Genomic DNA, 23,047 nt, shown 5'->3' with positions numbered 1-23,047 from the left:
CTACGCGAGGCCCTTGCTGCGCAGCTCGACCTCGATCTCGCCGAGAATGCGGATCAGCCGCTCGGCCCAGCGCTGCTGGCCCTCGGGCTCGGCGATTTCGTTCTGACGAATCTCGATGCCGGAATTGATCAGCCCGCGCGCCTCGCCATGCACGGGGATGGTGTAGTCGGTGCCGTCGCCGACCGCATAGGGCTGATTGTCGCCCACCACGAGATCGGGCTCGGCCCGCAGCGCCTTCAACAGCAGCGGCGGCAGCACACGGTCGTGCTGATACAGCGTGCCGATGTGCCAGGGCCGCCCGATGCCGGCATAGACGGGCGTGAAGCTGTGCAGCGAGACGAGAATGGTCGGCCGCCCCGCGGCCTTGCGCGCATCGAGCACCGCGGTGATGCGGTCGTGATAGGGATCGAAGATGGCGCGCCGCCGCAGCTCTGCGTCCTCATGCGTCAGGCCCTCATTGCCGGGGATCGTGGTGCGCTCGCTGATCATCGGAATCGCGTTCGGCGCCTTCGGCGAGCGGTTGCAGTCGATCACCAGCCGCGAATAGCGCTGCGCGATCAGATGCGCATCGAGCGCGCGCGACACGGCCTCCGCCACGCCGGCGATGCCGATGTCCCAGGCGATGTGCCGCTCCAGTTCGCTCTCGTCGAGGCCGAGATTACCGAGCGCCCGCGGCAGCAGGCGGCCGTAATGATCGCAGGTGAAGACCAGCGCGGAGGCGCCATCCTGGTTCTGCTCGTAGACCGGCGGAACTTCGTCGCCCTGAAGGAGTCTTTTCGTATCGGTCGCGCGCGGCTGATTCATGATCACGTTCGTTGCTCATTCAGGCGGCATGACGATCTGCAATTGAGCAGGGGCCAATCTGGATCGGATCGCCGAAAACCGCGATGATGATTCGATGACGATGCCGATCCCGCGAGGCGATCACAAGGCCTGATATGGCCGGACCCGATCGGTTCTGTGGGTGGCGTTCGCGTCAGGCCGTCAGCGCCGCCGAGCCGCGTGCTGAGACCATCGAACACGCCGAGAGCCGCGCGTGCGGAAGAGGGGACTGATGGAGATCAAGGTCGGGTTCGAGATCGCCTACGCCGCGCCCGCGGCGACGCCGATGGTGATCATGCTGTCGATCCATCCCTCGCGCCGCCAGGACATCGTTGGCGCCGAGACCATCGTCGCCGAGCCGGGCGTGCCGATCAGCTTCTACCGCGACAGCTTCGACAACATCTGCGGCCGCCTGGTGGCGCCGAGCGGCGGTGTCACCTTCCACGGCAGCGCCATCGTGCGTGATACGGGCTTGCCCGATCTCGTCGAGCCCGCCGCGCAGCAACTGCCGATCGACCAGCTGCCGGACGATCTGCTGCTGTATCTGATGCCGAGTCGCTATTGCGAGACCGACAAGCTGACCGACGTCGTCTGGTCGCTGTTCGGCAGCGTGCCGGCGGGCTGGGCGCGCGTGCAGGCGATCTGCGACTTCGTCCACGATCATGTCAGCTTCGGCTATGAGCATGCGCATCACATGAAGTCGGCACACGACGTCTATCAGCAGCGCACCGGCGTCTGCCGCGACTTCGCGCATCTGGCGCTGACCCTGTGCCGCTGCATGGGCATCCCGGCGCGCTATTGCACCGGCTACATGGGCGACATCGGCATTCCGCCGGAGCCCTATCCGATGGATTTCTCAGGCTGGTTTCAGGCCTATCTCTCGGGCGAATGGTACACGTTCGACGCCCGCCACAACGTGCCGCGCATCGGCCGCATCCTGATGGCCACGGGGCGCGATGCCGCCGACGTCGCACTGTCGACCTCGTTCGGCCGGATGACGCTAACCAAATTCCACGTCGTCAGCGACGAGATCGTGGCGGCCCGCGGCGTGGCGTGAAGCTGGCCTCGCCGCGCGAGGCCGGCTATGCAGGGCGATGACCTCCGACACGACATCCGATCTCCTGTTCGTCTACGGCACCTTGATGCGTGGCTTCGACCATCCGATGGCGCGGTTGCTGTCGGCCAACGCCGATTTCGTCGCCGAGGCCAGTTGCCGCGGCCGGCTGTACCGGATCCAGCATTATCCCGGCCTCGTGCTCTCGGATGACGCCGTGGATGCCGTCCATGGCGAGCTGTTCCGGCTGCGCCAGCCCGAGCCCATGCTGCGCGAGTTCGACATGTACGAGGCCTGTGGCGAGGGCTTCGCGCAGCCGACCGAGTACCTGCGTCAGCGCCTCAGCGTCACGCTGGCCGACGGCTCGGCCCGCGAGGCCTGGACCTATGTCTACAACTGGCCGGTCGACGAGGCCGCCCGCATCGCCTCGGGGCGCTTTCTGGCGCCTTGATCCCCTCTCTCCTCCCGTCATTCCGCGGCGCGCCCTGCGGTCGCCCCGGAATGACTTAAGAAGAGAGCAGGGCCTGTGAATAGCCCGGACAAGGGCGAGGAAGTTCACATTTCGTACACGGGTGCCTATATGCGTAAGTCCATCAACACAGGACCACCGCCTCACCCATGGCTCGCTTCACGCCGGAATTTCTCGATGAGCTGCGCGCCCGGCTTCCGGTCTCGGACGTCGTCGGCAAGCGCGTGAAGCTCAAGAAGGCGGGGCGGGAGTGGAAGGGGCTGTCGCCGTTCCAGCAGGAGAAGACGCCGTCCTTCTACGTCAACGACCAGAAGGGTTTTTATCACGACTTCTCCTCCGGCAAGCATGGCAACATCTTCGACTTCGTGATGGAGACTGAGGGCTGCTCGTTCCCTGAGGCGGTCGAGCGGCTGGCGGGGATCGCCGGCCTGGCCTTGCCCGCGGTGACGCCCGACGCGGCGCGCCAGGAGCGGCAGCGCAAGACGCTGTATGACGTGATGGAGCTGGCGGCGAAGTTCTTTTCTGACACGCTGGCGTCCCGTCATGGCGCGCGCGCCCGTGGCTATCTTGCCGATCGCGCGATCCTGCCGCAGACGCAGCTCCAATTCCGGCTTGGCTACGCGCCGCCGGATCGGTTCGGCTTGAAGGAATATCTTGGCGCCCAGGGCGTGCCGGTGGCCGACATGGTCGAGGCGGGATTGCTGGTCGGCGGCGACGACATTCCTGTGCCGTACGACCGCTTCCGCGACCGCGTGATGTTTCCGATCACCGATCTCCGTGGACGCGTCATCGCCTTCGGCGGCCGCGCGCTGCAGAAGGACGTGCCGGCGAAATACCTGAACTCGCCGGAGACGCCGCTCTTCCACAAGGGCGACAACCTCTACAACCTGCCGAGCGCTCGTCAGGCCGCGCATAACGGCGCGCCGATGATCGTGGTCGAGGGCTATGTCGACGTCATCGCGCTGGTGGCGGCCGGCTTTGCCGGCGCCGTGGCGCCGCTCGGCACCGCACTGACCGAGAGCCAGCTTTCGTTGATCTGGAAGATGGTGGACGAACCGATCCTCTGCTTCGACGGCGACCGCGCCGGCCAAAAGGCAGCCTATCGTGCCGCGGACCTTGCTTTGCCGCATCTCAAGCCCGGCAAGAGTCTCCGCTTCGCGCTGCTGCCGGAGGGACAGGATCCCGACGATCTCGTCCGCTCCGGCGGCCGCGGCGCGGTCGAGGAGGTGCTCAAGGTCGCAAAACCTCTCGCCGAGGTGATCTGGTCGCGCGAGATCGAGGGCGGCAGCTTCAACACCCCGGAGCGCCGCGCCGCGCTGGAGGCGCGGATCGGTCAGCTCACCGGCGGCATCGCCGACGAGGTGGTACGGCGCTACTACAAGCAGGATCTCAGCGACCGGCTGTACCGGGCGTTCGCGCCGGACGGTGGCCGGGGCTTTGGCCGCGGCTACGGTGCCGAATCAGGACGGCGGTTTGGCCCCCGCAGTCCCGGTTCCGGACAGCCGGGGCGGTTATCCACAGGGGGCGGCCGCCGCGGCGGCGCGCCATCCACAGGACCCGCGATGGCCCGCGGACCCTACCAGGCGGCGAGCCCCCAGCTCGCCATGAGCCCGATCATGCGCGGCCAGCGCTCGGCGATCTCGCGCCGGGAGGCGCTGATCCTGCAGTGCCTGATCAACCACCCCTGGATCCTGCACGACCACCTCGAGGAGGTCGCAGCCCTCGAACTGGCCCATCCCGAGGCGCACAAGCTCCGCGCCGCGATCATCGCGGCCTTCGCCCACGACCACCACCATTCGCCGGACCCGGACGAGCAGGCCGAGAAGATGCGGGCCGACTTGGAGAAGTCAGGCTTTTCCGAGCTTCTTCAACGGGTTGAGCGGGCAATCACGACCGCTGCGGTGTGGGCGGCGAAGCCCGGCGCGGCGCGCGATGACGTTCTTGCGACCTGGCACCAGCTCGTTGCCTTGCATCGGCAATGGCACTCCTTACTTAGGGAATTGAAGGATGCCGAGCTTGCCTTGGGCGAGGAGCCGAGCGAGCCGAACATGGGCTGGTTGAGGGACGTGAAGGCCAGGATGGCCGAGATGGACGGCACCGAAGCGCTGATCGAAGGCTTCGGGGAACTGTCCGGTCGCACCAACCGCAACGTGTAGACCGGATGCCCGGCGCCCTGTCGCGAACTGAGCACATTTCGACCCGGTCCGCTTGCGCGGTCTCGGGTCCGCGCGAAAAGACTCGCCAAATCCATGGTTTGGCTGCAAAAACAGGGTTAATCGAAGTTTAAGAGGTCCGGGGCATTTTCTGCAGCAGATGGGTTGGTTTCGCTGTCGGACACCGCGCCTGCATGTCGGGCGCCGGATTCGATTGCAAAACCGGTATCGCTTTTGCAAGAAACGCGCGCCGGTCCGAAAACGGGACGACACCAGCGTAGGGCGACACGAGCGAAAGACTTCATGGGGTGGCGACGTTGAATGTGCGCCGCCCTTTCCGCGTCGAGAACAGTTTGAGTAGAGCAGGCGGGCGCCGCGATGCCAAGGGCGAAGATGCCACGGGCGGAGCGGGCGCGTTTCGGGAGCAATGAATGGCCACGAAGGCAAAGACGCTGCAGGTGAAGGACAAGGAAAAGGACGACAAGGCCGCGGACGCTCCTGAGAAGGACGCCGCCGATGCGCCTTCGCCGTTGCTCGACCTGTCGGACGCCGCCGTCAAGAAGATGATCAAGCAGGCCAAGAAGCGCGGCTTCGTGACCTTTGATCAGCTCAACGAGGTCCTGCCTTCCGACACCACCTCGCCGGAACAGATCGAAGACATCATGTCGATGCTATCAGACATGGGCATCAACGTGACCGAGGCCGAGGAGGCCGACGAGTCCGACGAGAAGGACGACGGCGAGGACGAGACCGACAACGAGCTCGTCGAGATCACCCAGAAGGCCGTCACCGAGGTCAAGAAGTCGGAGCCCGGCGAGCGCACCGATGATCCCGTGCGCATGTATCTGCGCGAGATGGGCACCGTCGAGCTCTTGTCGCGCGAGGGCGAGATCGCGATCGCCAAGCGCATCGAGGCCGGCCGCGAGGCGATGATCGCAGGGCTCTGCGAGAGCCCGCTGACCTTCCAGGCCATCATCATCTGGCGCGACGAGCTCAACGAAGGCAAGATCTTCCTTCGCGACATCATCGATCTCGAAGCCACTTATGCCGGCCCGGAAGCCAAGGGCGGCATGAATCCGCAGATCGCCGCGCCCGTGAATGGCGAGGGCGCTCCGGCCGAGGGCGGCGACGTCCAGGCCGCGGTCGCGCCGCCGGCCGCCCCGCAGCAGCCGACCCCGTTCCGTGCCGCGCCGAACGGCGCGCCCGCCGAGGAGAAGGATCCCGGCGAGGCGGCAGCCGAAGCCGACATGGACGACGACGAGTTCGAGAACCAGATGTCGCTCGCCGCCATCGAGGCCGAGCTGAAGCCGAAGGTCGTGGAGACCTTCGACAAGATCGCGTCCGAGTACAAGAAGCTGCGCCGCCTGCAGGAGCAGGACATCGCCAACCAGCTCCAGAGCGAGTCGCTGTCGCCGTCGCAGGAGCGCAAGTACAAGAAGCTCAAGGACGAGATCATCGTCGAGGTGAAGTCGCTGCGCCTCAACCAGGCCCGCATCGACAGCCTCGTCGAGCAGCTCTACGACATCAACAAGAAGCTGGTCTCGTTCGAGAGCCGGCTGATGCGGCTTGCCGATTCCCACGGCGTCGCGCGCGAAGACTTCCTGCGCAACTACCAGGGCTCCGAGCTCGATCCGCGCTGGCTCAACCGCGTCTCCAAGCTCTCCGCAAAAGGCTGGAAGAACTTCGTCCATTACGAGAAGGACCGCATCAAGGACCTGCGCCAGGAGGTGCAGGCGATGGCCGCGCTCACCGGTCTCGAGATCGGCGAATTCCGCAAGATCGTGCATTCGGTGCAGAAGGGCGAGCGCGAGGCCCGTCAGGCCAAGAAGGAGATGGTGGAAGCCAACCTCCGTCTCGTGATTTCGATCGCCAAGAAGTACACCAACCGCGGCCTGCAGTTCCTCGACCTGATCCAGGAAGGCAACATCGGCCTGATGAAGGCCGTCGACAAGTTCGAGTACCGCCGCGGCTACAAGTTCTCGACCTACGCCACCTGGTGGATCCGTCAGGCGATCACCCGATCGATCGCCGACCAGGCCCGCACCATCCGCATCCCCGTGCACATGATCGAGACGATCAACAAGATCGTCCGCACCTCGCGCCAGATGCTGAACGAGATCGGCCGCGAGCCGACGCCGGAGGAGCTTGCCGAGAAGCTCGGCATGCCGCTGGAGAAGGTGCGCAAGGTCCTCAAGATCGCCAAGGAGCCGCTCTCGCTCGAAACCCCCGTCGGCGACGAGGAGGATAGCCACCTCGGCGACTTCATCGAGGACAAGAACGCCATCCTGCCGATCGACGCCGCCATCCAGTCGAACCTGCGCGAAACCACCACCCGCGTGCTCGCCTCGCTCACCCCCCGCGAAGAACGCGTGCTGCGCATGCGCTTCGGCATCGGCATGAACACCGACCACACGCTGGAAGAGGTCGGCCAGCAGTTCTCGGTGACGAGAGAGCGTATCCGCCAGATCGAAGCCAAGGCGCTGCGTAAGTTGAAGCATCCGTCGAGGTCAAGGAAGCTGCGGTCGTTCCTGGACAACTAATCACTGCATCAGTCGTCATTGCCGGGCTTGACCCGGCAATCCATCAAGGGACAACGGCGGACCGAGAGGTTCGCCGTTTTAGTTTGTGATCCATGTAAGCCAGGCAATTTGTCGACGTGACCTAACGCGCACGCCTGGCGCTCCAACGGCGCTCGAACTCTTCCTTCGAAATCTCTTCCGCCACGAATTGAGGATCCTGCCCGATCTCGTCGATGGGAGGAACAGCTATCTGTCCGAGCCGCGTCCGATCTGTCGCCTCGGTCGCGGTTGCGAAGCCGATGCTGCCGTCCCGAAAGATCTCCAGCTTTCGCGTCTCGAAGCGCTCGCCGTCGAGTTCGCTCCAGCGTTTTGCAAACCCAGGCGGCGACAGTGATGCGTAGGGTGGGCAAAGGCACGTGCACGGTGTCGAGATTGGCGACGGTGTCGTGCGCCGTGCCTACCGCGGCAGGCGGCCAATTGTGGGCACGCGCCGCCTTCGGCGGCGCTTCGCCCACCGTACGCATTAAGTTGGTACTCTGACGGCGATGGACGTGACGCGCTGCGGAAGGACCAATGACGGCATTCACCCAGCAAATTCCCGCAGAAAACATGGTTAATGAATTGTTTACGCTTGTCATCGAAGGTTCGGCGGGCGACCGAATGACGCCTGCATTCCGGCACTCTGCCCCGTCGTGACAGAACTTGGCGATGGCGGCTGATCCCTGGACGTTTTCAGCATGCAGCCAGCCTTGCGGAAAGGCGATGAGATCGCCGACCTGTTCGCCCGGGCGAGTGCGTTTCACCGCTCCGGCGATCTGGCCAAGGCTCAGGCCGGCTACAAGAAAATCCTCAAGAAGCGGCCGAACCATTTCGGCGCGCTCTATATGTTTGGACTGTCCGAGCACCAGAGCAACAATTCAGAGGCGGCGGAGCGCCTTCTGAAGCGGGCGGTGCTGGCAGACCCGCAAAACGTTGCGGCGAGATATGCGCGGGCCGTCGTCCTGTCCGCGCTCCAGCGCGACGACGAAGCGCTGACCTGCTTCGACGATCTCCTGGCCTTGAAACCGGATTTCTTCGAGGCGCAGCTGGAACGCGGCAAGCTGTTGTCGCGCCTCCAGCGCTTCGCGGAGGCGGTCGTCAGTTTCGACAACGCCCTCCGGATCAATCCGCAGCACCTCGACGTGTTGATGAACAAGGGCGAAGCGCTGCACTATCTCGGCCGGTTCGCCGATGCGATCGCATGCTACGACCAGCTTCTCGCGGCGAAACCCACGCATCTGGCCGCCATCATCAATCGAGGCTGCGCGTTCAAGGATCTGCGTCGATCCGATGAGGCGATCGCCGAATTCAACCGGGCGCTGGCCCTTGCGCCCGACGACACCACGGCGCTGATCAATCGCGGCGAGACGTTCCTCCAGCTCAAGCGTAACGACGACGCGCTCGCTGATTTCGACCGGGTGATCGCGCTCGATCCGCAATTCACCCTGGGCTGGCTCGGCCGCGCCAACGTCCTGATGCTCAACAAGCGGGTGAGCGAGGCGCTGGAGGCCTGCCAGCGCGCCGTTACGATCGAGCCGAACTCCGCGAAAGCGCTGAGCCAGATCGGTCAATGTCATGCGCTGATGGGCGATGCAGAGGCGGCTGTCGCACTTTTCGATCGGGCGCTCGCGATCGACCCGGCCGACGAAGTCGCACTGGCGAACCGCATCTTCTCGTTGGACTTCTGCGATGTGGGCTATGCGGAGCACCAGGCGGCCCGAGCGGAGTGGTGGCGCCGGATCGGATCCAAGATTGCCGAGAGGCATCCGCCTGATCACAGCAATGATCTCGACCCCGACAGACGGATCGTCGTGGGATATGTGTCGGGCGACTTCAAGGAGCATTCCGCCGCCCGCACGATCCGGCCGGTGCTGCAGAACCACGACAAATCGCAGGTCGAGGTGATCTGCTATTCGAACTCGCCGGTCCAGGACGAGATCACCGAGACGTTCCGGGCGGCTGCTGATCGATGGCACGACGTGATGCAATGGTCCGACGATCAGCTCACGGATTGCATCCGGTCCGACCGGGTCGACATTCTCGTCGACCTGTCCGGACACTCCCGCGGCAATCGGCTGGCCACCTTCGCGCGCAAGCCGGCCCCCATCCAGGTCACCGCCTGGGGCCACGCGACCGGCACCGGTCTGGCGACGATGGACTACCTGTTCGGCGATCCCGTCATGGCGCCGCTGGAGGTACGTCACCTGTTCACCGAGCAGATCTATGATCTGCCATGCCTGATCATCATCGAGCCGCCGCCGGCGGGGCTGCGCAGCCTCGAGGCGCCCGTGACGTCCAATGGCCATGTGACTTACGGCGCGTTCACCCGGGCGAACCGCTTATCGAGCGCCGTCCTCGACGTCTGGGCTCGCATCCTGCGCGCCGATGTAAGCGCCCGGTTGCTGGTCAAGGACTATCTGCTTGGCGATGCTGCGATCCAGGCTCGGCTGCTGGCTGACTTCGACGCGCGCGGCATCGCGCCGGATCGCATCGACCTGATGGGGCCGACCTCTCGCGACGAGCATCTGGCCGCCCACCGGCTCATCGACATCTGGCTCGATCCATTTCCCAATGGCGGCGGCGTCTCGGCCTGGGAAGCCCTGCACATGGGCTTGCCGGTCGTGTCGAAGCTCGGCAACGGGATGTGCAGCCGCGCCGGCGGCGCGATCCTGACGGCGATCGGCATGGCCGACTGGGTCGCCACGACCGATGATGAGTATGTGGACATCGCTTTGCGGTCGACGCCGGACCGGCTCAGGATGATCCGTCACCAGCTTCCCGACCTCATCGCCGCACGTTGTGGTCCGGCCATCTACACCAGGGCCGTCGAAGCGGCCTATCGCGAGATGTGGCAGACCTATTGCCGCGGTCGACAGACCTAACAAGAAACAGTCATCGAGAAGCGGGAAGCCAAACGATCGTGCCGCAGGCGCAGCGGCGGTGACTGCGCCCTCGCCCCTTGTGGGAGAGGGCATGTAGGACAGTGCAACGACCTCGGTCGGGTGAGGGGTCTATCTCCCCGAGTTGCGCTCGCGGACAGAACCCCTCACCCAACCGAGCCCGCGGCTCCGCCAGCGCTGCCCTCTCCCACACGGGGCGAGGGCACTGCATCGCGCGGCGGTGGGGAGGTTGCAGGAAGGTTTGGAAGGTGGCGTCGAGGTGACGGGGGCCGACAAGGCCTCTTGTCCGCAGATGTCCGTGCCCTTGCCGCAAGAGGCTGAACTTTGCGCAGACGGCGTTGGGCGATCGACTGCTAGGGATTGGCGTCTCACCGGACGCGGACTCCCATGCACGACAACGAGGTTTCATCGGCCGCAGCGCAGTCCAGTGCCGCCGCCATCTGGCCGCCCCTGCGCCGCTTCATCGCCGCGGAGGCCCGCCTCGCGGCGCGTGCGGCCGAAACGCCGTGGACTGCCTTCCTCTATGAATTCAGTCGCTTCGGCGTGAAGCAGGGCTGGGCCTGCCTGTTCGGCGGCATCGCGCTGGCATTGATGCTTGTGACATGGCGGTTCTATCCGGCCGATGCGCCGCTGGCCCGGTACGACTTTCTCTTCCTCTGCATGCTCGCCGTCCAGGCCGCGCTACTCGCGGCAAAACTCGAGACCTTTGAGGAGGCCAAGGTCATCCTGGTCTATCACCTTGTCGGGACAGCGATGGAGCTGTTCAAGACCGCGACCGGCTCGTGGATCTATCCCGAGCCGAGCCTGATCCGCCTGGGTGGCGTGCCGCTGTTCTCCGGCTTCATGTATTCCTGCATCGGCAGCTATCTCTGCCGCGTCTGGCGGCTGTTCGATTTCCGCTTTACCGGCCATCCGTCGCGGCGCTGGCTGGTCGGGCTGAGCGCTGCGATCTATTTCAACTTCTTCACCGACCATTACAGGCTCGATCTGAGGCTCGTGCTGTTCGGCTGGGCCGCGCTGCTGTTTGCGCCGGCGACCGTCCACTTCAAGGTCTGGCGCGTGCACCGCTCGATGCCGCTGCTGCTCGGGCTGATCCTGGTGTCGCTGTTCATCTGGCTGTCGGAGAATATCGGCACGCTGTCGCGCACCTGGATCTATCCGGCGCAGGCCCAAGGCTGGGCCATGGTGTCGGTCACCAAGCTCGGCTCGTGGTTCTTGCTGCTGATCATCAGCTACACGCTGGTCAGCCTGATCAATCGGCCGCAGGAGATGGACACCCGGGAAAGCGTGCTGTTGCCGGAGCGACAGAAGCAAGCCGCATAGCGCCCTGCCGTAGGGTGGGCAAAGGCGCCTGCACGGTGTTGGGGCTGGCGCAGGTATCGCGTGCCGTGCCCACCGCGTTTCGCGGCAGGCACCTGATGGTGGGCACGCGCTGCGCGCTTTGCCCACCCTACGGCAGCGGGGCTTTCGCTACTTCTTCTTCGCGCCGACCCTCTCCAGCGACTTGATCGCCAGCGGCGGGCGGCCGGACTTTTCGGCGATCTCGCGGTCCTGCTCCATGATGAAGCCGCGGGCCGGCTCGTCGCCGTCGAGGCCGCCGAGCAGCTCGGCCGGCACCCGCCGGTTGGAGCGCTGCGAGCCGTCCTCATAGGTGACGTTGAAGAAGGCGAATTCGCCTTTGGGGTTGGTGCCGGGTTTCTTTGCCATGGTCGGCGGTCTACGGCGGCGGGGCCGGTCCGGTCAATGCAGGAAAATGCTTATCCGCTGCCCGAATTTGACTTTTCCGTCATATGATTTTCGTGGAATCGGAGGAGTGGCCGGGCACGGCCGCGTCCTCTCGAAAACTCCTCGAATTTGCCGGATGACAATGCGTTCATCGCGGCCCCGAACCCGCGGCGAATTCCCGACATGTCGATGCCCCAACTCACCGTCTGGTACAACACGCGCTGCCCGGTCTGCGACGCCGGCATCGACTGGCAGCGCAACAAGCTGCTGGCGCTGGTCAGGTCGGGGCGGGTCGCGTTCAGGGACATCAATGAAGAGCCGGAGGCGCTCGCCGCCTTCGGCGCCGATGTCGACGACGTCCGCCGCCGCCTGCACGCGACCGACGAGGAGGGGCAGTTGATCACCGGCGCCGACGTCGCGCTCTTGTTGTGGGCGCTGACGCCCGGCGAGGGCTGGCTCGCCAAGCTGTTCGGCAACCGTCTGGTGCGGCCACTGACGCGGTTCAGCTACGACCGGTTCGCCGATGTGCTGTTCGCCTGGAACAGGCGGAAGGGGCACTGGTGAGGGCGGCGATTGGACGCAGCGTGTCGCGCCGGCTTCAGTTTAACCTCTCCCCGCAAGCGGGGCGAGGGAGCACACTGCCGATGCGGCGCCCGTTCGCGTCCTAACCGCGCCGCGCCTTCACCCGCGCATGCACCCTTGTGCCGCCGCGCGGCTCGTCGTCATCGTCGCCGCGGCCGAGCGCCATAATCGCGGTGCCCATCGCGGTCGAGCCGAAGGTGACGAAGAACGAGCCGAGCAGCAGGCCGATGGCGACGCCGGGCGAGCGATCGGAGAAGATCAGGTGGCGCAGGCCGAAAGGGTCGAGCGCCAGCAGGCCGCCGACCAGCACCACGGCCATGCCGAGGCCGAGCGCGAGGTTGATCGCGAGCAGGCGGAACAGTGGGATCTGAAGCAGTCTGCGTCGTCGCTGGCCTGGCGGCATCGGCGATCTCCCGCGGATCGTGAACGACTTCGACATGGTAGCACCGGCCGCAATGGGCTCAAGGCCGGAGCCGTCCGGCAGGGACATGGCTGACGCGCCATCGCGGCGCGCCGCTTCGGGACGATGGCGCGCCGGGCAGGCCGCGCGCCGATGACCTCACGCCGCCTCGCCCTCGGCCACGCCATGCTGCTTGGCGATCACGCTCTGCCAGACGCTGGCGATCGCGCGCTGGGTCTCCGGCGCGATCAGGCAATGGCCCTCGGGATCGAAGCCGCAGAACCGCACGGACGGATCGTGCCTCGTCTCGATCAGCGCCTTGTTGATCATGTCCAGCGAGGCCATCACCTGGCCGATGTTCTGCAGCCGCGTATGATGCAGGATGTCGATCAGGCGGAACATCATCACCGGCGGCTGGCCGAGTGCGATGCCCGGGCGGCCGAACTCGAAGAACACGTTCACGGCCGGCAGCACGCCCTGGATCTGCGCCAGGATCTTGGCCGCATCGTCGGCCGAGCACGCCACGAGGTGCGCGCCCGGCTCCGGCAGGGCGGGCGGTGCCGAGGGGGCCTCCGGCCCGAGCCCGAGCCCCGACAGCACCTGGTGCTCGATCCAGCGCCGCACCTCCGGTGGCGCCGAGCGGATCTGGTCGGCGGTCAACGTAATTCCGATCATGGCATCGTCTCCAGTTTGGCCGCGGAGCTTAGGGAGCCACGATGGCGCTGCCTTGACGAGGATCAAGCGGGCCGCGCACCGCCTCAGGGCGCCACCAACTCGACGCGGCGGTTGAGCGCGCGGCCCGCATCGGTGGCATTGCTGCCGACCGGCGCGAGCAGGCCGACGCCCGCGGTGCGCAGCCGCGCCGGCGCGATGCGATAGCTCCGCGCCAGCTCGGCGGCGACCGCCTCGGCGCGCCGCCGCGACAGATCGAGATTGTAGTCGTAGCTGCCCTGGTTGTCGGTATGGCCGACGATGAAGACGCTGAGCTGCGGCTGGCCGGCGAGCAACTGCGCGATCTGCTCCAGCGTCGGCCGGCTCTCCGGCTTCATCGTCGCCTTGTCGGTATCGAAATAGATGCCGTAGAGCGCGATGTGGCCCTTGTCGCCGAGGCCCTTCGCCATCTCGGCGGCGCTCACCATCTTGTTCTCCATCGCGCCGAGCTCGGCGATGGTGAGCTGGGCGTAGATCTGCTGGTTGTTCTGGCTGACCAGCACGCTGGCATAGGTCTCGCGTCCGCCTGCCGCCTTGTGGCCGGCGACATAGCGATAATCGAAGCCGTCGACCCACATCTGCGGCACCGGCAGCGCGTCGATCGCTTCGGTGAACGGGATGGCGCCGCAGCCATCGGTATCGCAGGCGAGGAGCGGCTCGAAGCCGGCCTTGGCGAGCTGGTTCTCGAAATTGCGCGACACTTCAAGGATCGAGGGACCGGGCGCGGTGCGATAGGCGATTCTGACGATGCGGCCTTCCGGGCGCCGCTCGTCGGTCGCCTTGCCATCCTTGAACGGCGCCGCCTGCATGCGCGCCGCATCGAAATCCTTGGCGACGTAGCCGGTGATCACGCTGCCGGCGAAACGGCCGATGCCTGGATAATCCTTGGCTCCCGCGATGTCGCCGGGCTGGGCGGCTGCAGGCGCCAGCGTGTGACAGAGCAGAGCCGCGAACAGCGCGAGCTGCGTCAGTGCGCCGAGTCGGAACGTCATTCTCATGGGGAACCTCTCCAGGCAAAGGGCAGGCAAAGCGGGCTAACGCGTGTGGCGTGCAGAGGGCGCTCGATCAGCGCGCGCAAGGAATGCGACCGCGACGAAGACGCGCCTTGCATATGTGGCGGGGAGGCCGCGTTGCGTTCAAAGGAGCCGAAGACGCAATGCAGATCGGGGGCGATCCCTGCCGGCTGGCCTGCCGTCGCCAAATCGGGCATGGTGACCGCGCTTGGCGCCGCCTGTCCTCATCACGCTCTCATGCAGGGACCTTTCTTCTCATGCTCGTTGTCCGATCCCTCGTAGTTGTTGCGATCCTCTCATTTGCCTCTCCTGCCCTGGCCGCGCGCTGCGGCGGCGACTTCAATACCTTCATCACGAGCTTCTCGGCGGAGGCGCAGGGCGCTGGCGTCTCGGGCGGCACGATCAGCCAGGCGCTGTCGGGCGTGACGCTCGATCCGGCCGTGCTCGCCTTCGACCGCCGCCAGCGCTACACCTTCAACAAGAGCTTCGAGCAGTACGTCTCGACCCGGGTCGGCGCCGGCCGCATCAATGGCGGCCGCGCGATGCTGCAGCGACACGCGGCACTGCTGTCGCGCATCGAGCAGCAATATGGCGTGCCCCGCCAGATCCTGGTCGCGATCTGGGGGCTGGAGACCGATTTCGGCAAGGGCGACATGGGCAAGCTGCCGGTGATCCGCACCTTGGCGACGCTCGCGCATGACTGCCGCCGCAGCGAGCTGTTCCAGGGCGAGCTGCTGGCCGCGCTGAAGATCGTCCAGCGCGGCGATCTCACTCTTCGCGACCTCGTCGGCGCCTTCGCCGGCGAGATCGGCCAGACCCAGTTCCTGCCGTCGTCCTACATCAAATACGGCGTCGACTTCGACGGCGACGGCCGCGTCGACCTGCGCCACTCCACCGCCGACGTGCTGGCCTCGACCGCCAACCTGCTGCACAGCAACGGCTTCAAGATGGGCGCGCCCTACGACGAGGGCTCGGCGAATTTCGAAGCCATGCGCGAGTGGAACAGGGCGGTGATCTACCGCAAGACCATCGGCTACTACGCCGATCAGCTGATCGGGCGGTAGCGCGATCCGTCGCTCGCGGCCTGCGCTCAGGCCGGAGGCATGGCGAGTGACGGGGACCGATTGAGGAGACAGGTCATGTCGCAGCCGCCGCCACGACCGTTCGCGGCGTTCGATGCCCAGGTCCAGCGCCAGAGCGGGCTGCGCGCTGCGATCACCTCGGCCTATCGCCGCGCCGAGCCGGACTGCATCGCGCCGCTGCTCGATCTCGCCGCGCTCCCGGAGTCGTCGTCGGCGCGGGCCGCCGAGCTGGCGCGCGATCTCGTGCTGCGTCTGCGCGGCAAGGCGCAATCCGGCGGCGTCGAGGGACTGATCCACGAATATTCGCTGTCGAGCCAGGAGGGCGTGGCGCTGATGTGCCTGGCCGAGGCGCTGCTGCGGATTCCGGACACCGCGACGCGCGATGCGCTGATCCGCGACAAGATCGCGACCGGCGACTGGCGCGCCCATATCGGGCACAGCCCGTCACTGCTGGTGAACGCCGCGACCTGGGGCCTCATCGTCACCGGCACGCTGACGGCCGCTGCCAGCGAGGACAGCCTGGCCTCGGCGCTGACGCGGCTCATCGCCCGCGGCGGCGAGCCGATCATCCGCAAGGCCGTGACGCTCGCCATGCGCCTGATGGGCGAACAGTTCGTGGCAGGGCAGACCATCGACGAGGCGCTGTCGAACGGCCGGCCGTGGGAAGCGCAGGGCTTCCGCTACTCCTACGACATGCTGGGCGAGGCCGCGACGACGGCGGACGATGCTGCGCGCTACTTCGCGGCCTATGAGACGGCGATCCATGCGATCGGGCGGCATGCGGCCGGTGCCGGCATCTACGACGGACCGGGCATCTCGATCAAGCTGTCGGCGCTGCATCCGCGCTATGTCAGCATCAAGCGCGACCGCGTCATGAACGAGCTGCTGCCGCGGCTGAAGCAGCTGGTGCTGCTCGCGCGGGGATACGACGTCGGCCTCAACATCGACGCCGAGGAAGCCGATCGTCTGGATTTGTCGCTCGATCTGCTCGAGGCGCTCTGCATCGATCCGGACCTCGCCAGCTGGAACGGCATCGGCTTCGTCATCCAGGCCTATCAGAAGCGCTGCGCCTTTGTGGTTGATTGGCTCATCGACCTCGCGCGGCGCACGCAGCGCCGGCTGATGGTGCGCCTCGTCAAGGGCGCCTATTGGGACAGCGAGATCAAGCGCGCGCAGGTCGATGGTCTCCAGGACTTTCCGGTCTTCACGCGCAAGCCCCATACCGATGTGTCGTACCTCGCCTGCGCCCGCAAACTGCTGGCCGCGCCCGACGCCGTGTTCCCGCAGTTCGCGACGCATAATGCGCGCACGCTGGCATCGATCGTGGAGATGGCCGGCCCCAATTACGAGCGCGGCCAGTACGAATTCCAATGCCTGCACGGCATGGGCGAGCCGCTCTACGAGGAGGTTGTCGGACCCGCACGGCTCGGCCGCCCCTGCCGCATCTACGCGCCGGTCGGCTCGCATGAGACGCTGCTGGCCTACCTCGTGCGGCGGCTGCTGGAGAACGGCGCCAACACCTCCTTCGTCAATCGCATCGCCGATCCCGCCGTGTCCGTCGACGATCTGATCGCGGACCCCGTCGCCATCGTTCGCGGGTCGGAACGCCCGGGCGCGCCGCACGACAAGATCAGGCGTCCGCCTGAGCTGTTCGGCCCGGGCCGCGTGAACTCGGCCGGATTCGATCTCTCCGATCAGCGCGCGCTGGCGCGTCTCGGCGAAGGTCTGGTCACAAGTGCGAGCCTCGATTGGACGGCTGCGGCGCCCGGAGCGACGACCAGCGAAGGCGCGCGCCGCATTCGCAATCCCGCCGATCGCCGTGACGTCGTTGGCGCGGTCAGGGATGCCGCGCCTGCCGAGATCGAGGCGGCGCTGTCGCGTGCGGCGAACGCCGCGCCTAGCTGGGCCGCGACCAGCCCCCGCGCGCGCGCCGCATGCCTGCGCGCCGCGGCCGAGGCGATGGAGGCGCGTCGTCTCGTCCTCATCGGCTTGATCGTCCGCGAGGCCGGCAAGACCTTTGCGAATGCCGTCGGCGAGGTGCGCGAAGCCGTCGATTTCCTGCGCTATTATGCGGGCGAGATCGAAGCTCTCGCCGAGGGCGACAGCCCCAAGCCGCTCGGTCCCGTGGTCTGCATCAGCCCGTGGAATTTTCCGCTCGCGATCTTCACCGGCCAGGTCGCGGCCGCACTCGCGGCCGGCAACCCCGTGCTGGCGAAACCTGCCGAGGAGACGCCGCTGATCGCCGCCCAAGCGGTTCGCATCATCCATGAGGCGGGCGTGCCCGCGGATGTCCTGCAATTGCTGCCCGGCGACGGCCGCGTCGGCGCCGCGCTGGTCGGCGATCACAGCGTGCAGGGCGTGATGTTCACGGGATCGACCGACGTCGCGCGGCTGATCCAGAAACAGCTTGCCGAGCGCCTCACCGTCCATGGACAGCCCGTGCCGCTGATTGCCGAGACCGGCGGCCAGAACGCGCTGATCGTGGATTCCTCGGCGCTCGCCGAGCAGGTTGTCGGCGATATCATCGCTTCCGCCTTCGACTCCGCTGGCCAGCGCTGTTCGGCGCTGCGCATCCTCTGCCTGCAGGCGGACGTCGCCGACCGCATCCTGTCGATGCTGCGCGGCGCGCTGCGCGAGCTTGAACTCGGCAATCCCGCGTCGTTGTCGGTCGATGTCGGCCCGGTCATCAGCGGCGAGGCCCGCGACACGCTCGATGCGCATGTCGCCACGATGCAGGCGCGCGGCCATGCCGTGGAGCGGCTGCCGCTGCCACCGCAGGCGGCGCACGGCACGTTCGTCGCGCCGACCATCATCGAAATCAGCAACATCTTCGATGTCGAGCGCGAGGTGTTCGGCCCCGTCCTCCACGTCCTGCGCTACCGCCGCGAGCAGCTCGTTGACCTCGTCGACGCGATCAACCTCACCGGTTATGGCCTGACCTTCGGTATCCATTCGCGGATCACGGAGACGATTGCCCGTGCCTCGAGCCGCAGCGCCGCCGGCAACATCTATGTCAACCGCAATGTCATCGGCGCGGTCGTCGGCGTGCAGCCGTTCGGCGGCTCCGGCCTGTCGGGAACGGGGCCGAAGGCCGGCGGTCCGCTGTATCTGCGCCGGTTGTTCGCGATGCCGCCGCGCCAGCGGCTCATGGCGTCGCAGTCTGACGCGGTCTTGCGCTCTTATCTCGACGGGTTGCGCGCCAGCGGACACGCCGAGGCGGCGCTGGCGTGCGAGGCGCATGGGCCCCAGGTGCTGGCCGGGCTCGAGATCGAGTTGCCAGGACCCGTCGGCGAACAGAACGTCTATCGCATCACCGCGCGCGGCGTCGTCGCTGCACTGGCGAGAAGCGAGCAGGCGTTGCTGGTCCAGATCGGCGTCATTCTGATGACCGGAAACGACGCGTTCGTCGAACGCGCCAGCCCTGCTGGTGCCGTGTTGGGACCGCTCACCAGCCGGCTGCGCGGCCGCCTGCGGATCGTCGACAGCTGGCGGGCTCTCCGCGATCTGCAGGCCGTGCTTTCCGACGGCGAGGCGGATGAATTGATCGCGCTCGGCCGCGACCTCGCCACGCGCCCCGGACCGATCGTCCCGCTCGTCACGCCGCGCGCCAGCGACGGCTGCTACGATCTCGACCGGCTGGTCAACGAGGTCAGTCTCTCCACCAACACCGCGGCCGCCGGCGGCAATGCCAGCCTGATGTCGATCGGCTGAGAAGACAGGTATTCCGTCCCGGGCTGGCTCGAGGCCGCAGGACAGGATAGGGGAGAACACCGTCATCGTCGGCCCGCTCCGCCCGCTGACGCACGCTTCGCTCCGATCGAGGACATCTGATGTCGACCATCCTGTTCAAGAATGCCGCTCTGCTCGACCCGCTGCAGCCGGAGCTGCGCGAAGACCATCACGTGCTGGTCGAGGACGATCTGATCAAGGAGGTCTCGGACAAGCCGCTGCGGACCAGCGTCGACCAGACCATCGATCTCCAAGGCAAGACGCTGATGCCGGGGCTGATCGACCTGCACGTCCATGCGATCGCGGTCGAACTCAATCTTGCCCAGCAAGTGCAGATGCCGAACGTGCTGGTGACCCTGCGCTCGGCGCTGCTGCTCAAGGGCATGCTGCGGCGCGGCTTTACGACGGTGCGCGACGCCGGCGGCGCCGGCTATCCGCTGAAGCAGGCCGTCGACACCGGGCTCACCGAGGGCCCGCGGCTGTTCGTCTCCGGCCGGGCGCTCAGCCAGACCGGCGGCCACGGCGACATGCGGGCGCGGACCGATTTCCTCTCCGACAACGCGCCTTGTCCGTGCTGCGTGCGCGTCGGCGCGCTGGCCCGCGTGGCGGACGGCGTCGATGCCGTGCGCAAGGCGGTGCGCGAGGAGCTGCAGATGGGCGCCGACCAGATCAAGATCATGGCGTCCGGCGGCGTGGCCTCGCCGACCGATCCCGTCGGTGCGTTCGGCTATTCGGAGGACGAGATCCGCGCCATCGTCGCCGAGGCCCGCGCGCGGCAGACCTACGTCCTGGCGCATGCCTACACGGCGGAGGCCATCGCCCGCGCGGTCCACTGCGGTGTGCGCACCATCGAGCATGGCAATCTGGTCGACCTTCCGACCGCGCGGCTGATGGCCGAGAAGGGCGTCTATGTCATACCGACGCTCGTCACCTATGAGGCGCTCGCCAATGAAGGCGCGCAGTATGGCCTGCCGCCGGAGAGCGTCGCCAAGATCGCCGATGTGCGCGATGCCGGCCTGCGCTCGCTCGGCATCTATCGCGACGCCGGCGTCAAGATGGGCTTCGGCAGCGATCTCCTGGGGCCGTCCCAGCGGCTGCAGAGCGATGAATTCCGGATCCGCGCCGAGATCCTCGGTGCCCGCGAGGTCATCGCCAGCGCGACCCTGATCGGCGCCGAGGTGCTGGGAATGCAAGGCAAGCTCGGCTGCATCGCGCCCGGGGCCTTTGCCGACCTGCTCGTGGTCGAGGGCAATCCGCTGCGCGACGTCTCGTGCCTGCTCGGCCAGGGCGATCACATTCCGCTGGTGATGAAGGCCGGCAAGGTGCACATCGACCGGCTGAACGCCTGAGGCGCCTCGGCGCCGAAATCCACCGGGCCAATGGTCGACAGTCCCAGCGTTTGTACGCGCTGTCATGCGGGACGTCCATCGTCTCTCCACCGCCTCGACGCTGCGGGCGCCGACATCTGCGATGAGTGCTTCTTGGAACGCAGTCATTCGGCCTCGCGGCGCTCCGTGCGTCCGAGTTGTGCGGGTCGTTTCGCCCTCATCGACGAAGAGGGCGCAGGGAATGCCGGGAGCTGGCCGCCCCCATGGCCCGCCTGCGAAAAAAATGCAGGCGGCAGGTACCACAGGTTCAGCCGAGACATCCCGGCATTCCCCGCGCGATGGTTGGGCGGCTTATACGTCCTCTCCCCGGGGACCGGCTGTCTTGCCCCCGTCACGAACGGATCATCGTCACCGTCCGCTTGGCCTCAGCACCGGGAGGCCAGGACCCTACGATTTCGCCGGCGCATCGGGCTCGTTCGTCCGCACGATTGCTCGCGCTGCGATCCAATGCACCCACCGCATCCCGCACCCACGTCTCGTGACGATCGCGAAGCGCCCCTCATGGCGGGACGGGATGCGCATAGTCAATCATGTTTTTCTGAAAAACGAAAGTAGAATATTTTCCGTGGGAGGACTGGACAAGGGTGATGTGCTTGAGGCGGTGAGTAAAATCAGATTCTGGGCGCATCGCATCGGAGGTTGTTTTGTCGGTCGTGCGCGCCTGGCTCCGGGCCCGCACGAGTCTCGACAAGCAGATCCGCTCAAGCCCAGCAGGCCGACGTCTTTGGCGGCGGTCGGAAGGTCCGAGAAGGGCGATCATCGGACTCCATTAGCCTCAGCAGACGTGCTTAAATGGTGGCGGCGCTTCGCGCGCGAATGGGGGGAGGAATGAGCACGATTGCCGAAGGCGCTGCCGCCTTAACTGCAGCAATTGGTTTCTCTAAGGAGCTCTTAAACCTGAACAAGGCTCTCACCGAGGCCGAGTTTAAGTTGAAGATAGCCGATCTAACAAGCGCACTTGCGACAGCAAAGATCGCTGTCGCAGATTTCCAGGACGAACTACGCCAAAAGGACGCAGAAATCTCCGCTCTGAAAAAAGCCTTCGAATTCAAGCAGGATCTGATTGAACAGCGAGGATTCAAATACAGAAAGAACGCTGAAGGCAACCCAACCGGCTCAGCTTTCTGTCCGCGTTGTGAACAAAACAAAGGAAGGTTCTATCAGCTGACTGTCGTGCACAAGCCGGGAATGCCCTATGCTTGCCCCGAGTGCAAGGCGGAGTACTCGGGCGACGTGACGTCGTACAGCTAAAGAAAGCTCTCACCGAGATTAACTTCGAACCCGTTGTCACGTCGGTCGTAGCCCTTGAGCGCGTCGACCTTCACGTGGTGGTTCTGCTTCATCACCTTGAGGGAGGCCAATGGCATGGAAGTCGCGGACGCGATTGAGCGCTTCGATTCGCGCGGTAAACGCCTCGCCAATCAAGCTTTGCTATTCTTAGCCTTGGTTTTCCTATTGCTGGTGGGCGGGGTAGCAGCCGTCATCTTAGCTCCGAACTTAACCGCTGGAGACATTGGAAGTCCGACCTACGACGAAAAAATCGTTACCATAAATCGTGAGCAAGCCAAAATCCGTGCGCGCCGGTCGGATCTCGCGGAGCCAGAACGAAAGTGCGGACGAACAGTCATAGAGGCAATTCGCAGGTGGCAACAAGCAGTGCAGCAGCCATCTTCTCAAGAAAGATTCGCTCCAAAGTCGGGATTGGAGGTTGTTTCGAAAGTTGAATCCGCTTTTTCTGACAAACCAGACGTGAACTCAGTGCAGGTTGGCATGTTTATTTGCCACGGTGAGTACGGGTTCTCGATATCTAAACAACAGCTTGACGAGTTTAGGTCCACGTTTCCAATCAAGCTGATTACAGACCAAATCGAGCGTGAAACGGAAATAGCCTCGCTGGAAGCACGATCGAAGTCACTCGATGCAATTACAGATCAGACAAACTTGGAGAAACTAGAAGCTGAGGTTGGACTCATCAAGAGCACTGAAACGTTGCCCAAGAACGGAAGCGACCTGTTTCTGCGTTTGCTGCAGACGAGCGTAACGCGCTTTGGATTATTGGCGGTCATTGGATTTTTCGTCAGCATCCTCGTTTCGCTTTACAGATACAACATTCGATTAGCAGCGTTCTATACAGCCAGAGCCGATCTCTTGCGTCTTCTAGGATCTGGCGCAACAGTCTCCGAGTATAGTCTTCTAGCGGCGGCCTTAACCCCCACTCTCGAATTTGGCAAAGTGCCCCAGCCACCGCTCGGTCAGCTGGCCGAGCTTATAAAGGCTGCAAAAGAAGCGGTAAGATAGGCCGTAGGGCGGATTAGCGGAGCATATCTGCCGTTCGGGAAAATCGGCAGCAGGCATGATGTCATGGCTACGACGGCGGACTACGCCTTCGGCTAATCCGCCCTACTCGCTACGGCTGATGGGCATCGCTTCGTTCCACCGATCTTACGGCCCGGCACTGCTG

19 protein-coding genes are annotated in these 23,047 nt (G+C 65.5%); 13 read left to right on the top strand and 6 right to left on the bottom strand.

Going from position 1 to position 23,047, the window contains the following annotated elements:
* Positions 1-804 carry an N-formylglutamate amidohydrolase gene (locus tag QX010_RS12200; RefSeq protein ID WP_316179724.1) on the bottom strand — a complete coding sequence of 268 codons (804 nt, stop codon included), beginning with the start codon at positions 802-804 and terminating at the stop codon, positions 1-3.
* A gap of 250 nt (positions 805-1,054) precedes the next feature.
* Between QX010_RS12200 and QX010_RS12195 the strand changes: the two genes are divergently transcribed.
* The 4 genes from QX010_RS12195 to rpoD all read left to right on the top strand — a co-directional run bounded on the left by QX010_RS12195 (position 1,055) and on the right by rpoD (position 7,038).
* Entirely contained in the window at positions 1,055-1,879 is an 825-nt protein-coding gene (locus tag QX010_RS12195) for a transglutaminase family protein (protein WP_316179722.1), read from the top strand.
* A 37-nt stretch (positions 1,880-1,916) separates the two neighbouring features.
* Positions 1,917-2,327: a gamma-glutamylcyclotransferase family protein gene (locus tag QX010_RS12190; protein ID WP_315802658.1), complete on the top strand. Its 411-nt coding sequence runs from the start codon at positions 1,917-1,919 to the stop codon at positions 2,325-2,327.
* A gap of 167 nt (positions 2,328-2,494) precedes the next feature.
* Entirely contained in the window at positions 2,495-4,501 is a 2,007-nt protein-coding gene (gene dnaG / locus QX010_RS12185; protein WP_316179721.1) for a DNA primase, read from the top strand.
* A 428-nt stretch (positions 4,502-4,929) separates the two neighbouring features.
* The gene (rpoD, locus tag QX010_RS12180) at positions 4,930-7,038 is read left to right on the top strand and encodes an RNA polymerase sigma factor RpoD (protein ID WP_315802660.1); all 2,109 of its coding nucleotides are present in this window, start codon (positions 4,930-4,932) and stop codon (positions 7,036-7,038) included.
* Between the two features lie 121 nt (positions 7,039-7,159).
* On the opposite strand, the gene QX010_RS33060 is transcribed toward rpoD, so the two are convergent.
* A complete protein-coding gene (locus QX010_RS33060) occupies positions 7,160-7,408 on the bottom strand; it encodes a DUF6881 domain-containing protein (RefSeq protein ID WP_410051945.1) in 249 nt (82 codons plus the stop codon).
* 182 nt (positions 7,409-7,590) lie between these two features.
* On the opposite strand from QX010_RS33060, the gene QX010_RS12175 reads away from it, so the two are divergent.
* The 3 genes from QX010_RS12175 (at position 7,591) to QX010_RS12165 (ending at position 11,279) form a co-directional block, all read left to right on the top strand.
* Positions 7,591-7,713: a hypothetical protein gene (locus QX010_RS12175; protein ID WP_315802661.1), complete on the top strand. Its 123-nt coding sequence runs from the start codon at positions 7,591-7,593 to the stop codon at positions 7,711-7,713.
* Positions 7,714-7,754: 41 nt separating this feature from the next.
* Positions 7,755-9,938, top strand: a complete 2,184-nt coding sequence (locus QX010_RS12170) for a tetratricopeptide repeat protein (protein ID WP_316179720.1) — start codon at positions 7,755-7,757, stop codon at positions 9,936-9,938.
* Positions 9,939-10,343: 405 nt separating this feature from the next.
* On the top strand, positions 10,344-11,279 hold the full coding sequence (locus QX010_RS12165) for a DUF817 domain-containing protein (RefSeq protein WP_316179718.1): 936 nt from the start codon (positions 10,344-10,346) through the stop codon (positions 11,277-11,279).
* Between the two features lie 147 nt (positions 11,280-11,426).
* Here the strand turns inward: QX010_RS12165 and QX010_RS12160 are convergent, their stop codons facing one another.
* Positions 11,427-11,663, bottom strand: coding sequence for a hypothetical protein (locus tag QX010_RS12160; protein ID WP_315802663.1), 237 nt, complete (start codon positions 11,661-11,663; stop codon positions 11,427-11,429).
* Between the two features lie 207 nt (positions 11,664-11,870).
* On the opposite strand from QX010_RS12160, the gene QX010_RS12155 reads away from it, so the two are divergent.
* Complete coding sequence (locus tag QX010_RS12155; RefSeq protein WP_316179837.1) at positions 11,871-12,245, top strand: thiol-disulfide oxidoreductase DCC family protein; 375 nt, start codon at positions 11,871-11,873, stop codon at positions 12,243-12,245.
* Positions 12,246-12,345: 100 nt separating this feature from the next.
* On the opposite strand, the gene QX010_RS12150 is transcribed toward QX010_RS12155, so the two are convergent.
* The 3 genes from QX010_RS12150 to QX010_RS12140 all read right to left on the bottom strand — a co-directional run bounded on the left by QX010_RS12150 (position 12,346) and on the right by QX010_RS12140 (position 14,366).
* On the bottom strand, positions 12,346-12,666 hold the full coding sequence (locus QX010_RS12150; RefSeq protein WP_316179716.1) for a hypothetical protein: 321 nt from the start codon (positions 12,664-12,666) through the stop codon (positions 12,346-12,348).
* A gap of 156 nt (positions 12,667-12,822) precedes the next feature.
* The gene (locus tag QX010_RS12145) at positions 12,823-13,338 is read right to left on the bottom strand and encodes a hypothetical protein (protein ID WP_316179714.1); all 516 of its coding nucleotides are present in this window, start codon (positions 13,336-13,338) and stop codon (positions 12,823-12,825) included.
* An 83-nt stretch (positions 13,339-13,421) separates the two neighbouring features.
* The gene (locus QX010_RS12140; RefSeq protein ID WP_316179835.1) at positions 13,422-14,366 is read right to left on the bottom strand and encodes an OmpA family protein; all 945 of its coding nucleotides are present in this window, start codon (positions 14,364-14,366) and stop codon (positions 13,422-13,424) included.
* 278 nt (positions 14,367-14,644) lie between these two features.
* Here QX010_RS12140 and QX010_RS12135 point away from each other — a divergent pair, with 278 nt between their 5' ends.
* From QX010_RS12135 to QX010_RS12115, 5 genes are all read left to right on the top strand, one after another.
* The gene (locus tag QX010_RS12135) at positions 14,645-15,451 is read left to right on the top strand and encodes a lytic murein transglycosylase (protein ID WP_316179712.1); all 807 of its coding nucleotides are present in this window, start codon (positions 14,645-14,647) and stop codon (positions 15,449-15,451) included.
* A 75-nt stretch (positions 15,452-15,526) separates the two neighbouring features.
* Complete coding sequence (gene putA / locus QX010_RS12130; protein WP_316179710.1) at positions 15,527-19,180, top strand: trifunctional transcriptional regulator/proline dehydrogenase/L-glutamate gamma-semialdehyde dehydrogenase; 3,654 nt, start codon at positions 15,527-15,529, stop codon at positions 19,178-19,180.
* A gap of 119 nt (positions 19,181-19,299) precedes the next feature.
* A complete protein-coding gene (locus QX010_RS12125) occupies positions 19,300-20,547 on the top strand; it encodes an amidohydrolase family protein (RefSeq protein WP_316179709.1) in 1,248 nt (415 codons plus the stop codon).
* Positions 20,548-21,414: 867 nt separating this feature from the next.
* Positions 21,415-21,837, top strand: a complete 423-nt coding sequence (locus QX010_RS12120; RefSeq protein WP_316179707.1) for a hypothetical protein — start codon at positions 21,415-21,417, stop codon at positions 21,835-21,837.
* Positions 21,838-21,951: 114 nt separating this feature from the next.
* Positions 21,952-22,884, top strand: a complete 933-nt coding sequence (locus QX010_RS12115) for a hypothetical protein (RefSeq protein WP_316179706.1) — start codon at positions 21,952-21,954, stop codon at positions 22,882-22,884.
* Positions 22,885-23,047: the final 163 nt, after the last annotated feature.

This window comes from Bradyrhizobium sp. SZCCHNRI1009 (assembly GCF_032487575.1).
GTDB lineage: Bacteria > Pseudomonadota > Alphaproteobacteria > Rhizobiales > Xanthobacteraceae > Bradyrhizobium.
This window is presented reverse-complemented; position numbering and strand designations above follow the sequence as displayed.

Excerpts from the sequence above, each read along its gene's own strand:
- QX010_RS12135 (WP_316179712.1), top strand. The coding sequence starts at position 14,645 with ATGCTCGTTGTCCGATCCCTCGTAGTTGTTGCGATCCTCTCATTTGCC.
- QX010_RS12195 (WP_316179722.1), top strand. The coding sequence starts at position 1,055 with ATGGAGATCAAGGTCGGGTTCGAGATCGCCTACGCCGCGCCCGCGGCG.
- rpoD (WP_315802660.1), top strand. The coding sequence starts at position 4,930 with ATGGCCACGAAGGCAAAGACGCTGCAGGTGAAGGACAAGGAAAAGGAC.
- putA (WP_316179710.1), top strand. The coding sequence starts at position 15,527 with ATGTCGCAGCCGCCGCCACGACCGTTCGCGGCGTTCGATGCCCAGGTC.
- QX010_RS12115 (WP_316179706.1), top strand. The coding sequence starts at position 21,952 with ATGGAAGTCGCGGACGCGATTGAGCGCTTCGATTCGCGCGGTAAACGC.
- QX010_RS12160 (WP_315802663.1), bottom strand. The coding sequence starts at position 11,663 with ATGGCAAAGAAACCCGGCACCAACCCCAAAGGCGAATTCGCCTTCTTC.
- QX010_RS12120 (WP_316179707.1), top strand. The coding sequence starts at position 21,415 with ATGAGCACGATTGCCGAAGGCGCTGCCGCCTTAACTGCAGCAATTGGT.
- QX010_RS12155 (WP_316179837.1), top strand. The coding sequence starts at position 11,871 with ATGCCCCAACTCACCGTCTGGTACAACACGCGCTGCCCGGTCTGCGAC.
- QX010_RS12125 (WP_316179709.1), top strand. The coding sequence starts at position 19,300 with ATGTCGACCATCCTGTTCAAGAATGCCGCTCTGCTCGACCCGCTGCAG.
- QX010_RS12145 (WP_316179714.1), bottom strand. The coding sequence starts at position 13,338 with ATGATCGGAATTACGTTGACCGCCGACCAGATCCGCTCGGCGCCACCG.
- QX010_RS12200 (WP_316179724.1), bottom strand. The coding sequence starts at position 804 with ATGAATCAGCCGCGCGCGACCGATACGAAAAGACTCCTTCAGGGCGAC.
- QX010_RS12170 (WP_316179720.1), top strand. The coding sequence starts at position 7,755 with ATGCAGCCAGCCTTGCGGAAAGGCGATGAGATCGCCGACCTGTTCGCC.
- QX010_RS12165 (WP_316179718.1), top strand. The coding sequence starts at position 10,344 with ATGCACGACAACGAGGTTTCATCGGCCGCAGCGCAGTCCAGTGCCGCC.
- QX010_RS12190 (WP_315802658.1), top strand. The coding sequence starts at position 1,917 with ATGACCTCCGACACGACATCCGATCTCCTGTTCGTCTACGGCACCTTG.
- QX010_RS12150 (WP_316179716.1), bottom strand. The coding sequence starts at position 12,666 with ATGCCGCCAGGCCAGCGACGACGCAGACTGCTTCAGATCCCACTGTTC.
- QX010_RS12140 (WP_316179835.1), bottom strand. The coding sequence starts at position 14,366 with ATGACGTTCCGACTCGGCGCACTGACGCAGCTCGCGCTGTTCGCGGCT.
- QX010_RS12175 (WP_315802661.1), top strand. The coding sequence starts at position 7,591 with ATGACGGCATTCACCCAGCAAATTCCCGCAGAAAACATGGTTAATGAA.
- dnaG (WP_316179721.1), top strand. The coding sequence starts at position 2,495 with ATGGCTCGCTTCACGCCGGAATTTCTCGATGAGCTGCGCGCCCGGCTT.